The sequence below is a fragment of the Sphingobacterium sp. UBA6317 genome (assembly GCF_002440385.1).
In the GTDB taxonomy this organism is placed as follows: Bacteria; Bacteroidota; Bacteroidia; order Sphingobacteriales; family Sphingobacteriaceae; genus Sphingobacterium; species Sphingobacterium multivorum.
On sequence record NZ_DJTD01000013.1, the window covers coordinates 48,264 to 65,567 of the forward strand.

A 17,304-nucleotide genomic window follows, 5' to 3' on the forward strand; every position below is an offset into this window, starting at 1 on the left:
TGAGACTATTTTGATCGAGTAAAAAACTCATTTGGTATAGGTCAATTATGAGTTCGTCGAGAATATTTGAGATTGTGTCTAATAAAATATATACTTACTGTGAGAATTGAACCATTATAAATAAACATGAAAGCAAATCGAATCCTAACAATCTTTTTTTTAGCAACCACGTTATTATTATTTAATTTTTGTTCCCAGTCAAGAGAAGATAAATATATCGGTTATTGGATAGAAGATGGTAAGGAACATTCGGAAATCCTAGAAATAAAGAAGGAAGGTGATAAACTATATCTGAATAGCAAGGATATAGATGCGCCAGCCACATATAATAAAAATGAAAAAACTCTTAGCGCTCAAATAACCAATGGTTTTGCGTCGGTTACAATATTAATGAATCTCCTTGAAGATACTGATAAAATGAAAATGAGTATCGGAAACAAAGGAGCCGATTTTTCAAGAGCATCTAAAGAAAAAGCAGAGGAATACAAGAAAGCTCTTGACACCTATTACGATCCTGACTTTTTTGTAGGTGAATGGAGAAGTGAAATAGAACAGGAGAAGCCATTAAAACTTATAAAAGAGGGCAATTCGTATTGTTATATCAGTGATTTCCTTGGAAAAAAGAAGCTTACTTACGATAGCAAAAAGCATCTCCTGATCGGAAATATAGGAATTACAACAATAACTATCTGGAGAAGTGGTGATCAAGAAATTACTGCTTACGGTAAAAAATACAGGAAAATAAAGTAAAAGCATTTTGCAAAGAGCTCCATTTTTTACAGCTCTTTTTGGGGGGCTAAATAAGAAATTTTACAGAAATATACTTTAAAAGGAGGACTATTTTACTTTTTCAAAGAATATATTACATTTGATCAATCAAACTTGATAAACCAAAAATCACTTTCTTGTATTCAGCACACTCATGGTAATAGGTTGGATAACTTTTCCATCTTTTTTAGTCTTGCAATTGCTAATCAGTATTATGATCTTAACACTCCTCGCTTCTTGGCTCCTACAGGTACCTTGGTAACGGCTGAGGGCAACAGACCATTGAGCTGGCCTTTATAGAACTAATAATAGGATTGCTTATGGTTTGTTTCACAAAGTATCCTGATGAAGATGAACTGATCCCCAAGTTGAGATTAGAATTTTGGCAATGAGCTGTACTAATAAATTATGTAGTGCTATCGGTATTGAACATGGCATACTATGGCCTTGACTTTTTAATGAGGGGTATCTAGAAGGTCATAAGTATCTTGATTGTTTTTTTGAGCTTCTATTTTGGAATGTTTCAATTGGAAAAGAACCTGAATCATGATGATAAATAATTCGCTATGAAAAACTCATTAAGAATAAAACGAGCAATAAAAAATATTCCCAGGCTGAACTTGCAGATCTAGTAAAAGTTTCCAGGCAGAAGATCAATACTGTCGGACCCTGAAAACATGTCTCTTCTTTAATATTAGCATTGAAAATTACAGTGGTATTTGAGGTTCTGGCGGAGAAAGTGTTTGAACTGGAAGATTCTTAATATTTAGCGTCCCGGTTCTTCCCGGCTTTTATGGCGTATCTGCATCTTTAAAGGAATGCCGAAAGGTTTTTATCATAGATTTTGTTTTTTGCTATATATTCAATAGCGAGATCTTAACTGTCCTTTTTATTTTAACGCTGATCTTCAATCTTGTATAAATTCAAAATTCGCAGATATTAGTTTTAGGAATTTTTCTGAATTCGTTCTGCTAAGTATAATACATGAAAAAAGGATATCAAAAATTATTTATATATAATCAGCTTTTTATTAATCGCTGGCTGATCTCCATAATTCGCTTTCTTCAAGCTAAAGATCAATTTCAATCGGCTAAGGGAAGGTCTTTTTTATAAAAGAGATTAGAAGTATTTGAATAGTTTTATTTTTTATGCCATAGTATGTAGGCGCAGGAGCAAACAACGGCCTATAGTTTTAATCAAAAGATAATATTAAGATAATCATCATTGAAAGGAAATTGATTTTTTTTTATATACTTTCGTGCAATTGTTTTATTCTGAGCATACAAAAGAGCTAGGCTTTATTTCATGTTCAGAGAAGGGAACTGCATAATATTTTAAGCAGGCATGGTATGAACGATAAATCAAAAGAAGATGAACCGTTACCTATCTCGACTTCGTGAGGGGGATGAACAGGCATTGTCTGAGCTGATGGACGAATATTTTATATCACTATGTGATTTCTGCAACTGGTTTATCGATGATATGGCTGTTTCGGAGGAGCTTGTAGCGGATGTATTTTATACAATTTGGAACAAACGTCTAACATTGGAAATACATACAAGTTTGAAATCATACCTTTATACATCTGTCAAAAACAAGGCCTTAAAGAAAAAGAAAAACCTTTCAGTTTCTAGGTCGGTGCAGCTGGATGGCATTACTTATGAGGCGGTGGAGCCTAACAATGCCCTAACAAAAATCATATTAAAGGAGCTTAATAGCGATATTGTAAACCTGGTCCAGACACTTCCGGAGAAACGACGAATTATTTTTGAACTTAATCGATTCGAATCTCTTACCTATAAAGAGATTGCAGCATTATTGCAGATATCGGAGAAAACAGTGCACAACCAAATGAGCCTTGCTATAAAATTCTTGAGGTCACAGGTAAACTTACTCCTGAATGATATATACTAAAAATCCTATACTTTTTAAATTGTTGTTTTTTTAATGATTTGTTAACCTTTCCAGACGGGAAGAAATTGTCAAAAAGGGATCCTATTCGTAAAAACGAGTAGAATGGATGACAGCGAAATTTGGGAACTTATTGCCAAGCAGCTTTCACAGGATTGTAGTGCTGAGGAAGAGGCAGAGCTGGTATTATGGCTAAGTAGCTCTGAAGAAAATCAGCGGCAATATGATGACGTAATGCTTCGATGGGTCGAAAGTAAGCGCGAAGTAGACCCCGAACGTTTAGCACGTGGTAAGGCACTTGTTTTTCAACGGATCGAGCAAGATAACAATCAAAGAAACATCGGTCAGGTTCTGCCCAGCGGCCGGTGGAAAACGTTGTTTGTCTTTAGCGGAGTTGCTGCGGCCTTATTACTTATTGTACTAAGCTGGTTTTTCTCAACAGAGAATAAGATCCAAGGGCAATCAGCTGACCTAAAAAGGGTGGAAAATAGCGGTGAACCCATACAGATCATACTCCCGGACGGCAGCAAAATCTGGCTCAATAGAGGAGCTGAGGTTCGGTACTCGGAGGCATTTTCAGGGAAAACACGTGAAATATTTTTAGATGGGGAGGCTTTTTTTCAGGTAAAAAGAGATGAGTCCAAACCATTTATCGTCCATGCCGGATCCTTGACGACACGTGTACTGGGAACCTCTTTTAATGTTAAAGCATACTCTGAGCGATCGGGAGCAGAAGTAACGGTGTCCTCCGGTAAGGTATTGGTTTCCGATTCCACCGGTGTCATTGGAAATTTGGTGAAGGATGAGCAATTGTCCTATGAAAAGGCTACAAAAAAGTTTACCCGTCAATCTGTTAACTCGGTTAATACAGCCCTGTGGAAAGAGGGAGAACTCATTTTTGATGCTGAAAACTTTGGTGAGGTAGCGCAAATTCTTGAGCGGAGATACCATGTGCATATACAATTCGACGATAATACGATCAAAAACTATCCGATTTCTGCGCGATTCAGCAAGGAGGAATCCTTGCAACAAATATTCTATATGCTGGGGCTTGTAACCAATACAGAGTCCATATTCGATGGGAGGATCAGCATACGGATACGCAGAAAGAACACTAAAAATAATGTGCCTATGTAAAAATGCCTATGTAAAACAAGTGAAATCACTGTAAAAAGAGAGCCAGATTGAAAATCTGGCCCCTGATGTCTTTCGTTACTGTCAATAACGAAATAAATAATCTATATGATTTATCAAATCACTTCAAATTTAATGAAAAAAAATTATTATTTAAGCCTTACGCACTTCTGTAAGGTTCATTCATGGCGTCCAACGCGAACTTTTCCGCTACTGGCACTGGCATTAGCACTGAATATCCAGAATGGCCAAGCCAATACTGAATATAGTTTCCAGAATGACGGAAGAAAAATAACGCTTAGTCTGCAAGTTGGATCTTTAACACAAGCGCTTAAGCAATTGGAAAAAGCTTCAGGTCAGAAGTTTGTCTATAACCATGCTCAAACAGAGCCTTTCAAAATTAAGAAACAGGAAATTTTAGATATGGATCTTAATGCAGTATTGGGCAAACTGATTGAGGGAACAAATTTGACCTTCAAATATGTTGGAGAAAATATTGTGATTTTACCAAAAGAAACCAGACAGGACAGGGTGATTTCTGGGAAAGTTCTGGATGCCCAAGAACGGCCTGTTTCTGGTGCGAGCATTGTTGTAGATGGATCTGGAGCGGGAACTGTATCCGATTTGCAAGGGAGATTTAGTATTCCGGTTCCTCAGGGGAAAAACACGTTGAAAGTGCGATTTATGGGGTATATAACCAAAACGGAACAAATTTCCGCTTCTCAAAACAGTCTGACCGTTTACCTGCAGAAAGAAGCTATTGATCTCGAAACGGTCGTAGTAGTGGGCTATGGTACCCAAAAGCGTGTTAATTTAACAGGAGCTGTTTCTGTTGTGACAGGTAAGGATCTTGCAGATCGTGTGGCTCCCAATGTTGGAAGTATGTTACAGGGTGCTGTAGCTGGCCTTAACGTGACCACAACTGCGGGTAAACCTAGTTCTACACCGGAACTCAATATACGAGGAATTACATCGATCAACAAAACGGAGCCATTGGTATTGATTGACGGAGCCGTCGGTGATCTGAACCGTATCAACCCTGGGGATGTTGAATCGATCTCCGTTATTAAAGATGCTTCGGCGGCAGCCATTTATGGTGCGCGTGCCGCATTCGGGGTGATTTTGGTGACGACTAAGAGCGGTAGCAGTAAGGAAGGTAAGGCCGTTGTACGCTACAGTTCACGGATGGGTTGGGAAGCACCCACTACTTCGACTGATTATGAATATAGGGGATACTGGTCGGTATTTCTTGTTAACAAGTTTTGGCAAGCCGATTCTGGAAACAAATACATCCAGTACACTGACGATGATATGGCAGAGTTGTGGGCACGGGTGAACGACAAAACAGAAAACCCAGAAAGGCCGTGGGTGGTTGAGCAGGTACGCGATGGCAAAAATCGATGGCTCTATTATGCCAATCAGGACTGGTGGAACGGGCTATTTAATCAGAAGCGTCCCAACCAGCAGCATAGTATCTCGGTCAGCGGAGGTTCGGGTGACATAAAATACCTAGTTTCGGGATCCTATCTTCGGGAGCAAGGTATCCAGAAACATCATCCCGATGTGTTTAATCGCTATAATATGCGCTCTAAAACAGATTTCAAAATCAACAAATGGGCAACCTTGTCGAGCAATATTTCACTGTACAACTCCAGGTATAATAACCAGAACGGTATAGATGGAGTTATTAGTAATGCTGCCAACCACGCTTTGGCAAATTTCCCTTTTTTCAATCCTGATGGATCGGGTATCTACGATACAGACGGTTTAATAGGTACTTACAAGGTGGGAAACGGGCGACAGATTATGCTAATCAATGGTGAACATCCCACGATTAATACCGATAACGATTTATCTGCCACCACACGTTTGGTCATCACTCCACTAAAGAGCCTATCTATTACGGGTGACTTCACCTATCGTTTTTTTCAGGGCCGTAGCACAGCACGGGGTAACAATCTGGAATATCGTGTATTTCCCGATGGTCCCATGGAAAGTTACACCACGGGAGCAGGTCAAAATCAGTTAACCGAAAATTTCAGTACCAACAATTATAAGTCGTTTAACGTTTTTGCTAACTACAGTGAGGTATTCAGCGATGTGCATCACGTGTCTTTAGTTGGGGGGGGGAACTACGAAACCCGTCACACCAAAAACGTTCGCGCGAGCGGCCAAAACCTTGTGACAACCGGAATAGACGATCTTGCTCTTGTAGGTACCGATGACAATGGTGCTGTGATCACAAGCGTAGGAGGCGGACAGAGTGAGTATGCGCTGATGGGTATCTTTGGTCGTGCCAATTACGACTATAAAGGCCGCTATTTAGCTGAAGTAAGTGGTCGTTACGACGGTACTTCTCGCTTTGCTCCCCAAAGCCGCTGGGGATTTTTTCCTTCGGCTTCCGTTGGATGGAGAATTTCGGAGGAGCCATTCTTCAAGCAAGCAATTTCAGGTAACTTGATAGACAACCTTAAGTTGAGAGGTTCTTTCGGAAGTTTGGGCAACCAGAACGTATCAAGTTATTATGCCTATGTTCGAACGATATCGATCAGTAGTCTGAATAACCTCTTTGGGGGAACCACACTATCCAGGCAATCCTCATTGGGTGCACCTCTGGCCGATGATCTTTCCTGGGAGACAGCTCAGCAATGGGACCTTGGGCTGGACCTGAATATGTTGAAAAGCAGGTTAAGCATAACCAGTGACGTTTACATACGAGACACAAAAGATATGCTTACTGCCGGTGTTGCGCTGCCGGCAGTCTATGGAGCCTCCCCTCCCCAGATGAACGCAGCCGACCTACGTACCAAGGGGTATGAACTGACTTTTAACTGGAGGGATCAGTTCAATCTAGGTGGTAAACCGTTTGAATATAATTTGGGTTTTAACATAAGTGATTATAAAACCATCGTTACCAAGTATGATAATCCCGAAAGGTCATTTGCAAAGGAACATTATGTAGGTGAAGAATGGGGGGAAGTATGGGGCTATAAGACTGATGGTTTCTTTAAAACGGACGAGGAAGCAAGACAATACGCTCAGGAGGTAAATCTGAGTCTTCAATCTTCACGTCTTACAGGAGGCTGGATGGCGGGAGATCTTAAGTTTTTAGATCTAGACGGCAATCATATCTGGGGAGTAGGAGCCAATACAGTAGATGATCCCGGTGACCTTGTGAAATTGGGTAATTCCCTTCCATCACTTTCCTTTGGTATTAATATGGGCATGCGCTGGCGCGGCTTCGATGTATCAACGATGTTCCAGGGTACCGGTTCTCATCAGGTTTATCTCAATGGCAATGCGAGAGATTTTTGGGGCCATTACTCCGCTTCCTATGGATCGTTTATGCCTTATAACTTTATTGATAAAGTTTGGTCCGAGGATAATCCCAATTCTTACTTTCCAAGAGCGCGGGCCTACTCAGCAACAGGTGGTTATCTATCCAAGACTAATGACCACTATCTACAGGACATCCGGTACTTACGTTTGAAGAATCTGACTGTAGGATATACGGTACCAGGCTCACTTTTCAAAAAGTTAGGTCTTGACCAGTTCAGGTTCTACTTCTCCGGTGAAAATCTGGCATACTGGTCGCCTTTGAAAAAGAATACCGTGTATCTAGATCCTGAAGCTGCGTATACTCTGCGCAACAAGCAGATGGCCGATCAAGGTGGCAATGCACAGGGTATTTACCCTTGGGCCAAAACTTTTATGTTCGGTCTGGATATCACTTTTTAATATTAAAATACGATAAAAATGAAAAAAATATTTAGGATACTTATTCTTTCTATGTCGCTGGCCATCATCACGGGTTGTGAGGGTTATCTTGACAAGGAGCCCCTGAGCGAGATTCCGGAGAGTGAGTACTTTAGAAACGCACAGGACCTAGAGTTCTTTACCAACCCACTGTACAATATGCTGAACATGAATGATCGACTTCAGAGCGATCATCTTGTTCAAATGACGCTCTCCGATATGATCATTGGCGGGGATCGCCGTACTGTTCCCAACTCAGGAGGGGGATGGGAATGGGCTGATTTGAGACGGATCAATACACTTCTCGCGCGTGTCAACCAGTGTAATGACCAGGCTGCGGTACTCAAATATTCCGCTGTTGCGCGCTTTTTTCGGGCGATGTTCTATTTCAATATGATCAAGCAGTTTGGTGATGTACCGTGGTACGACACCGAACTTGGACCATCGGACATAAGTCTTTATAAAAAACGGGATCCGCGTGAGTTGATAATGAGCAAGATAGTGGAGGATATCGACTATGCCATAGCCAATCTGCCAGTAGATGTGAGCACTTTCCGTGTTAATAAGTGGGCGGCTTTGGCGCTTAAAGCACGGTTCTGTCTCTATGAAGGTACCTACCTTAAATATCGGGGAAGCAATGAAGGTAACAAATATCTGGAATTATCGGCTGCTGCTTCCAGGACCCTGATTGATGGTAACAGATATAAACTCTATACGAACGGTGGAAAAGATAGGGCTTATTTTAGCCTTTTTAGTCAGGACAATGCAGACCAGGGCGAATTTATTCTGGCGATCGACTATAGTTCCAGCCCCCGTGTGAACCACAACGCTTCGTCTTTTACGATGTCTGCGGCGCAAGGTCGTCCTTCGTACACCAAGAAATTGGTGAATACTTATCTTATGACAGATGGAACACGCTTCACCGACCTGCCAGGTTGGCAAACCATGACTTTTATTGACGAGGTCAAAAACCGTGATCCTCGTCTTTCACAGAGCATACGTAATCCGGAATTCACATTGTCCGACAACAAGCCGTTTCCTAATAAATTCGCAATATCGGTCGATGGCTATCATCCGATCAAATTCTTGCAGGACCAAACCAAAGGGTATGATGTACGTGTAGGGTACTCGTCCAATGATCTTCCAGTTTTCCGTTATGCAGAGGTGCTGCTAAATTACGCCGAAGCAAAGGCTGAACTGGGGATTTTAACACAGGAGGACATAAACATTTCGATTAAACTGCTCCGTGATAGGGTAGGGATGCCCAATCTTAATATGGTTGCAGCTAATACTAATCCCGACCCGTACCTTTTGTCTCCCCAGACGGGTTACACCAACTTAACCTCTGTCAATAGAGGAGTGATTCTGGAAATACGACGCGAACGGGCTATAGAGCTTGTTGAAGAAGGTTTTAGAGTAGATGATCTGATGAGATGGAAATCGGGTTATTGTCTCGATCAGCCTTTGGTGGGAATCTACTTTCCCGGCGCAGGAGAGTATGACTTGTCAGGCGATGGAAAAGCCGACCTGATTCTCTATAACAAGGGCAACAAACCGCCTAGTCAGGTGGGAGTGGAAATGTATGAGATCGGGACTCCTGTCAATAGTGGAGGGATTATATTAACCGAAGGCAACAAAGGAAATGTATTCTTCCATAGTAATATCAAATTAGCTGGATTCAATGAGCAGAGAGATTATCTTTATCCAATACCGATTAACGAACGCTCGCTTAATCATAATCTCAGCCAAAATCCAGGCTGGAATGATGGACTTAGTTTTTAAATAACAGTTGCTAAAGGGTGCCTGTTCTAGAAAAGGGTAGGCAGGCATTCTTAAATCTAAATCGAATAATCCACAATTTTAATTTTATCTTTTGCATGAAAAAGTCAATATATACTGTTTTATTTTGCTTGCTTATTAGCGCCTGTGCTCAAAAAGTAAGGCTTCCCGCGCAATCGAATCAACAGATAAATACGAGCGCTATTGTAAATCCAGTTGATTATTTTTATCCTCCGGACACTTCATTTAAAGTGCTTTCCTGGAATGTAGAACATTTTGTTGACCTCCAAGATGATCCTTATATCAAAAACAGCCGGGAAGATAATCCGCCGGCAAATACAAATCTGCGTATATCTCTTTTATTGAAAGCCCTGCGACTTGCCAATGCGGATGTTGTCGTGTTGCAGGAATTCGAGAGTGCTAAGTTTCTCAGACAGCTGGCTCAGGATTCGCTTTCCGACATGGAGTATCGGTATTTTGGGGATACACCGAGCCATAACTATTACATGAATGTGGTGGTGATGAGCAGGTTTCCTATGGGCCTTATGACGGGCTATGGACTGGTGACAACTCAGTTGCCGGGTTTCCTTAATAAGGATGGTAAACCCGAAACCCAGAACAATATCAATAACCGTATGTGGTCCGTTGATGTTTTTCCTTCTCCAGGATATTCGTTTTTGCTCACTGGGGTACACCTGAAAGCAGGCCGTACCGAAAGGGATGTCGCCATAAGAAAGGGTCAGATCAACTTGTTAACTGAAACATTTAATCGATATTTAGCTGAAAATAATCAAAAAAATATGTTATTGGCAGGAGATCATAATGCAACGCCAGAAAGTGAAGAAATAGGGATGCTGACCAGGAACAGTGTGCTAAAAAAACGATTTGTCGATACAATTGACCCGAACGTTTTCTCTCATCCTTCAAACGCACCAGGAAGACGGCTGGATTATATTCTCGTGAACGAAAACATGAATAGAGAAATATTGGATGATGGTGCAAAGGTTGTTAAATTCTTTTCTCCGGACACTATGAGGGTTATTAGTGACCATCTGCCTGTAATGGCAAGATTTTTAAAAAAAGATAAATAATAAGAATTTATAAAATAAGCTTGCTTAATCTGAAATTATAAGCGTATTAAGATTTACACAATGGACTCAAGAAGAGATTTTATAAAAAAAGCAGCTTTGCTCGCAGGGACTGGAGCGTTATCAAATGTATTGCCTCAGGTTATCCAGAGGGCTCTTGCGATTGACCCTGCACCGGGCAGCACGTTCTATGATGCAGAGCACATCGTGTTTCTTATGCAAGAGAACCGTTCGTTTGATCATCAGTTGGGTATGTTACAGGGGGTCAGGGGTTTCAACGACCCGCGTGCGATCCAGCTGGCAAATAAAAACAAAGTATGGTTCCAGACGAATAAGGCTGGCGAGACATATGGCCCTTTTCGCCTTCCTGTAAAAGATTCTAAAGTTGCCTGGATGGGCTCTACACCTCATGGTTGGACTGATCAAACTGATGCCATGAACAATGGTAGATATGATCGATGGATCGATGTAAAGGCATCACGGAATAAAAATTATGCGCATATTCCGCTCACAATGGGTTACTGTGATCGTTCGGATTATCCGTTCTACTATTCTTTAGCTGATGCATTTACGGTTTGTGACCACAATTTCTGTTCAAGCATTACAGGTACGCACCCAAACCGCCATTATTGGATGACGGGGACAATTCGTGAAAAAAATGAACCGGCGGGTGTTGCACATTTATGGAATATCAGTAATTATGAATATCCTGAACTTACTTGGAAGACCTATCCTGAACGTCTGGAAGAGCATAATATCGATTGGAAGGTTTATCAGAATGAACTGACCATGGGTTATGGACTTAAGGGGGAAGAAAGCGCATGGCTTAGTAACTTCGGGACCAATGTACTAGAATATTTCACAGCTTACAATGTACGCTTTCATGAAGGAGGAATAGCCAATCTTGAAAGTAAGAGGAAGTCGATTTTTCAAACCATTGCCGAACTTGAAAAGGAAGCCGGTGCTGATCCTCGCTCTGCAACCCGGCTCGCCGCAGCAAAAAAGCTATTGAAAAATATTGAAATAGCCCAGACAAAGTTTAATAAAGAGAGCTATTTTAAGCTTTCAGATCGAGATAAAAGATTGAATGAAAGGGCATTTTCGACCAATATTCAGGATCCTAATTTTCATGAACTGACAGAAATTGAATATTCCGACAATGGATATAAAAGAACATTGAGTGTTCCCAAAGGTGACGTTTTTCATCAGTTCAGGAAAGATGTTAAAAACGGGACATTGCCAACTGTTTCCTGGTTGATGCCTCCAGCTCATTTTTCAGACCATCCTGGACAACCTTGGTTCGGGCCGTGGTACGTCAGTGAGGCAATGGAGATTCTTTTGGAGAACCCCGAAGTTTGGAAGAAGACCATCTTCATTCTAACTTATGACGAAAACGATGGGTATTTCGACCACGTACCACCTTTTACGGTTCCAAATCCCTATAAGGAAAACACGGGCAAAGTTTCTTCGGGTATTGATCCAAAAATGGATTTCGCATTGGCAGATCAGCAAACCAATCCCTCAGCAAGCCCGTCGAGTATTAGAGAAAGTTCTATCGGACTGGGGTATCGTGTGCCGATGATCATTGCGTCTCCTTGGTCGAGAGGGGGGTATGTGAATTCGGAAGTGTTCGATCATACTTCTTCTTTGCAGTTTCTTGAAAACTTTTTAGAAAGAAAATTCAATAAGAAGATCAAAGAAGAAAATATCACGCAATGGCGTCGTACCATTTGTGGGGATCTCAGCTCTGCTTTCCGACCGTACCATGGTGAAAAAATCGAAAAACCCGTTTTTCTTGAACAAAAAGAGTTCATAGAAGGCATTCACCAAGCGCAGTTCAGGAATGTGCCAGACTTCCAAAAGCTTAGTGAAGTAGAACTAGCTGAACTCAATAAAGGGACAGGAAAATCGTCTTTGTTTCCGCAACAAGAAAAAGGGGTTCGCCCAGCCTGTGCATTACCATACGAACCATATGTTAATGCAGAACTGAATAAAGCGGGTGATGCTATCCGGCTATCATTCAAGGCAGGAAACCAGACCTTCGGCGCTAAATCTAAGGGAATGCCTTTTCGCGTGTATGCGATGAGCCGATTCCGCAATGAAGAGCTACGCTCCTGGGATTATAGTGTGGCTGCAGGTGATGAGCTTATGGATGACTGGCGAATGGCTGATTTTGACAGCAAGTCATATCACCTACGTGTGTATGGTCCTAATGGCTTTTACAGGGAGTTCAAAGGCAATTTATTCAATCCAAAACTTAAGTTTACTTGCCACTATGAACTGAACGGTTTAAAACCTACAGGTAACGTAGTGGTCTCGATCGAAAATATGGATTCAAAAGTGCATCATATCAGTATAGTAGACAATAACTACAAAGGTAAGGGCAAAGACAGAAAGATAGCTATGGGCGAAAAAACGTCAATTGTCATGGAGCTTGGTAAGTCCTTCCATTGGTACGATTTCAGTATCCATGCAAAAGATTTCCCAGAATATGAAGAACGGTTTGCAGGACACGTAGAAACACATATGCCAACAAAAACCGACCCGCTAATGGGTGGAATTCTCTAATTGAACACTGATAAAAAGGTGTCCGGGATGTCTATCTTTGGACACCCTTTTTATTGGGGAGAATAATTTTTCTCTGGAGGTCCTTTTGTTTTCTATAATAAGTCGATGTTCCCTTGATGAATAATAATAGTAAACCTTTTTCGGGGAAAAAGCGATCAGCTGCCTATGACATCAAAGCTGAATTCGAAGACAAAAACAACCGCAGTCACTAAAGAACGGTGTTCAAAGCAGTTTTCAAATGTAGATGATCTGTAAATCATGGACCAATAAACTCTCCCTTATACTCAATTCTATCAGTAAAATTTAGATTTATGGGATGATTAATATTGTGGTTAGAATTAGCAGCCCAATTACATGATTTTGAGGGAAGATTATACTTTTTCTATCTGATCCCTAGGTTTATTTTGATTTCGTCGCAGAAATAATACAATCACACCCAGCAAAGTCTGAATTTATGGGACGATTTAAAGATTTCAAAATATTATCTTTATCGTATAAATATAGTGTACAATGAAACATACGATAAGACTTTTTTGTTTATTTCTGATGCTATTTCAGCAGGTAGCCTATGGTGAAAGTTTACTTAAGGTGGTAGTGGCAGGTCTGAACCACGATCATGTCTATCTTTTGCTCAATCTATATAAGGAAAAAAAGGTTGATATTATTGGAATAGCAGAAGAGAACAGTACATTAGCCGATAAAATACAGGCGCAGTACAATCTTCCGAAGTCTATTTTTTATTCGGATCTAGGTTCATTGTTAAAAAAGGTGAAACCCGACGTGGTTCTCGCTTATAATCCGACCAATGAGCATCTCCATATAGCAGAAATCTGTCTTCCGTTAAGAATACCTGTCATGGTGGAAAAGCCGCTCGCCACAACAGTAGCGGATGCCAAGCGCATTGCAGCCCTTTCCAAGAAAAATAAAACGGCCTTTTTGGTGAATTATGAGACAACATGGTACAAGAGTAATCAACAAATCAAGCAATTGGTCGATAAAAATGAGGTGGGCAGAATCACACGGATGGTTGTGAAGGATGGCCACGAAGGTCCAAAAGAGATTGGATGCAGCAATTATTTCCTAGCTTGGTTGACTGATCCGCAACAAAATGGTGGTGGTGCATTAATGGATTTCGGTTGTTATGGTGCCAACCTGATGACTTGGATCAAAAATGGGGAAAGGCCTATTTCTGTTACAGCAATTACTCAACATCTTAAACCAGAAATCTACCCAAAGGTAGAGGATGATGCAACCATTATTTTAAACTACAAAGATGGCAGTACCGGTATTATTCAGGCATCTTGGGCATGGCCCTATAGCGTAAAAGACCTGCAGGTATTTGGGACAAAGGCTCAGCTTTATGCACAAAATGATAAAAGGCTACTAAAATATATCCAGCACAATGATCAGCCAATTGTTATTCCTACTGATCTGCCTTATTTCGAGCACCACATCCAATACCTCGCACATATATTGAAAGAACAACAACCTCCTGAGAATGATCTGGGTTCCATAAATAATAATGTAACTGTGGTCGAGATTCTGGAAGCGGCTAAAAGATCAGCAAAGGAAGGAAAGGCAATCTTATTGAACTAATGCCAAATTAGCAATTAGAATAAAAATTTCATTTGGCTGGACAGCATACATGGATTTTGTATGCCGTCCTTTTTTAAACAGTTACCTAGACTATTTAAGAAATTGGAGCAAAAGTACAAAGGAAACTGGCAGTGCGGTAGAGGAATTATATCTCCATTTATGGTAATCTTCCAACTGTATTTTATCACGAGATATTTGTTCCCATATCTCCACAAATTTTGGTGTGAGCTTATGTTGTCTATAAAAGTTCAGAACCCGATTGATGGCCATTCCGTGTAGATAAGGGTATATAGCGCCACGGACTTGATAGTTTTCTCTTTTTTCCCATAGGCTCAAGAAAATATCCTGAATTAGATCCTCAACAGTATTTTCATCAAAAATACGACAACTGACTTCTTTCAATAACTTGTTTGCATATCTATAATAGAGTTCTTCAAAGGCTGACACATTTCCTTTTTTGATCTCATCCCAGATTTCTTTGTCCCCTATAGTTTTCAAATGGTATTGGCTTTTAGGTAGAATTTCAGTTTGTGTTGGAACAAATTTATTATGTTAAATTTTTAGTTTTTATTAATTTTTGGTGAAGAAACTATTAATTTATCTGCTGCTGCCTCAAATAATAAAGGCTCTTGATATAAATTGAATTTATTATGATAGCCTAGTTTATTTAGTCTTGTGCAATGAAACAAATGTTTAACATAGAATTAATCCTTCTTTCACAGGTGATATTCAGCGTATCTTTTCATGTTCTATGGATAGATATACTTAGATGGTGGTTCAATATGTTTCAACACGATTTGACTCGTTGTAAACTGTGTGAAAGTTTTGTAATATCCATGTCAAAATACTGTTGTACAATAATATAAGTGTTTATTGAAAAAGGAAGAGCTTTGGATAATATCTCAATTTAATGCCAGTCATATCCGGTTTGGCTTTTTCCTTTTCACATAGAAGAGATAAAAAGGGAAAAATGATCAAAACAATTAATTTACTTCTAATCAAAAGTAGTTGAGATTGTCAATTTTTTTTTATAAGGATGACATAAAACAATAGCTATTCAATGCGCTGTTGCTGATCGGCGAGGAATATAGAAAATCGATCATTGTAAAAACAGAGAATTACCTAGATGCTTTTTTTGTTTCATAGACCCTGTTTTCGCTTCATACGCTAAGAATAGGTGAATATGCTTATGCGCGATATCTCAGGTGCCTTTTACCAGATGGCCGAAATAGTTTGAAGCAAAGGCTATCATATCGGCAAAATAATTAACACAGGGAGAATCAATCATGTTATTGTAACAGGATATGATTTTTTTCTGTGCATACCATGAATTGTTCATCGGTCTACGCCGCAAAATATCCATATGTAAAAAAGGGTTTGATTTCTATAGGCTACGCAGCTAAACGTTAATACACATAAAAGATAGCAAATCGGCTGGCGGTTATAGAGTTAAAAGCTAAGGCCATCCAAAAGTAAAGGTTACTGATAGATGGCCCTGTTTTTCATTCCGAGGATAGTCGGCAACTAATTTAAAGGAATGATTGATTGTTATCTATCACGTATCCTTGTGCCAGAGACTTAGAAAGACAACAAAGCCGTGACCGGCAAATGATCCGAGGGGTGATGATTTCCATTATAAACATCTGTCAGGATTTTACAGTCTTTTACCTCAAAATGTTTTGTATGGAATATATAGTCAATTCGTTGATGAGGAACGGTCACAAAATCACCACCAGCTGCAGCCGTTCCCTTTACGTCTTGGCTCGCCATGTCAACCGGATCATAGCTGTCAAACAGCGATTCTTTCATGGCTTTAATCTGTGGTGAATTTACCACAGAATTAAAATCACCCATACATAATACCGGAAGATTTCCAGCGATTTCCCGAATCTTTTTTATTAATAAGGGGCCTGACTCTGCTTTTGCAGTTTTCAACCTCCAATAGAAATGGACATTAAACACATAGAATATCTTCCCCGTTTTTTTGACCTTGAATTTTGTCCACTGGCAAATACGTTGATCGTCGGCATCCCATCCAATACTCGGGATATCAGGGGTCTGGCTTAACCAAAAAACACCGTCATCAAGCACATCAAACAGATCCGTTTTATAATATGTCGCGCATTGTCCGATTGTAGCCCTACCGTCCTGTACTCATATACAATGTGGCTTGCATTCCGGCAGATTGAACAGTTAATATAAATCTAATAAACTGTAGTATGGTTCTTTGATTAGTTTTGTGGGATGAAATAGATATCAGACCAATAATTATTCTTCCTTCTTCAGAAAGATAACCATAGTGTTATTTATTGTCTGATGGATAGATATTCAGATATATTGATTCGATACGTTTCAAAGAGATTAAACTTTTACAGTTATTGCGGGATTTGTACAAAGATATTTTTTAAGATAGTTCTGGGAAAGATTATCTGTATTATTTAATATTAAAATAAATTTATGTTTATATTTATTTTAATAAGCACTTGCAGCTAAAACGTATATCAAACCAGTGAGTTATTCGGTGAGTAGGAATAGGGCAGGTTTGTAAATTACTGATAAATAGATTGATGCCAGTAGGGTTCGATTCCCCTACGGGCTACAAAAGATAAAACCTGCAAATATTTTTGCAGGTTTTATAGTTTATAAGAGTACCAAAATATTCAATTATTCTCATAAAAAAAGTGAGTAATTCGGTGAGTAACTT

Annotated in this window: 10 protein-coding genes; 8 read left to right on the forward strand and 2 right to left on the reverse strand. The window is 40.0% G+C overall.

Annotated elements, in window-relative coordinates; genetic code table 11:
• The first annotated feature begins 126 nt into the window (after positions 1-126).
• The 8 genes from B3E92_RS03445 (at position 127) to B3E92_RS03480 (ending at position 14,600) form a co-directional block, all read left to right on the forward strand.
• Complete coding sequence (locus B3E92_RS03445; RefSeq protein WP_286774758.1) at positions 127-750, forward strand: hypothetical protein; 624 nt, start codon at positions 127-129, stop codon at positions 748-750.
• A gap of 1,389 nt (positions 751-2,139) precedes the next feature.
• Positions 2,140-2,682 (forward strand): RNA polymerase sigma-70 factor, encoded by a 543-nt coding sequence (locus tag B3E92_RS03450; protein WP_286774759.1) that lies wholly within the window; start codon positions 2,140-2,142, stop codon positions 2,680-2,682.
• Positions 2,683-2,784: 102 nt separating this feature from the next.
• Complete coding sequence (locus B3E92_RS03455; RefSeq protein ID WP_286774760.1) at positions 2,785-3,816, forward strand: FecR family protein; 1,032 nt, start codon at positions 2,785-2,787, stop codon at positions 3,814-3,816.
• A gap of 132 nt (positions 3,817-3,948) precedes the next feature.
• The gene (locus B3E92_RS03460; protein ID WP_286774761.1) at positions 3,949-7,551 is read left to right on the forward strand and encodes a SusC/RagA family TonB-linked outer membrane protein; all 3,603 of its coding nucleotides are present in this window, start codon (positions 3,949-3,951) and stop codon (positions 7,549-7,551) included.
• Positions 7,552-7,569: 18 nt separating this feature from the next.
• On the forward strand, positions 7,570-9,351 hold the full coding sequence (locus tag B3E92_RS03465; RefSeq protein WP_286774762.1) for a RagB/SusD family nutrient uptake outer membrane protein: 1,782 nt from the start codon (positions 7,570-7,572) through the stop codon (positions 9,349-9,351).
• 95 nt (positions 9,352-9,446) lie between these two features.
• On the forward strand, positions 9,447-10,439 hold the full coding sequence (locus B3E92_RS03470) for an endonuclease/exonuclease/phosphatase family protein (RefSeq protein WP_286774763.1): 993 nt from the start codon (positions 9,447-9,449) through the stop codon (positions 10,437-10,439).
• Positions 10,440-10,499: 60 nt separating this feature from the next.
• The gene (locus tag B3E92_RS03475) at positions 10,500-13,004 is read left to right on the forward strand and encodes a phosphocholine-specific phospholipase C (RefSeq protein ID WP_286774764.1); all 2,505 of its coding nucleotides are present in this window, start codon (positions 10,500-10,502) and stop codon (positions 13,002-13,004) included.
• Between the two features lie 510 nt (positions 13,005-13,514).
• Positions 13,515-14,600: a Gfo/Idh/MocA family protein gene (locus B3E92_RS03480; RefSeq protein WP_286774765.1), complete on the forward strand. Its 1,086-nt coding sequence runs from the start codon at positions 13,515-13,517 to the stop codon at positions 14,598-14,600.
• 90 nt (positions 14,601-14,690) lie between these two features.
• Here the strand turns inward: B3E92_RS03480 and B3E92_RS03485 are convergent, their stop codons facing one another.
• Both B3E92_RS03485 and B3E92_RS03490 read right to left on the reverse strand, forming a co-directional pair.
• Positions 14,691-15,098: an RNA polymerase sigma factor gene (locus tag B3E92_RS03485; protein WP_286774766.1), complete on the reverse strand. Its 408-nt coding sequence runs from the start codon at positions 15,096-15,098 to the stop codon at positions 14,691-14,693.
• Between the two features lie 1,080 nt (positions 15,099-16,178).
• On the reverse strand, positions 16,179-16,691 hold the full coding sequence (locus tag B3E92_RS03490) for an endonuclease/exonuclease/phosphatase family protein (RefSeq protein WP_182983011.1): 513 nt from the start codon (positions 16,689-16,691) through the stop codon (positions 16,179-16,181).
• Between the last annotated feature and the right edge of the window lie 613 nt (positions 16,692-17,304).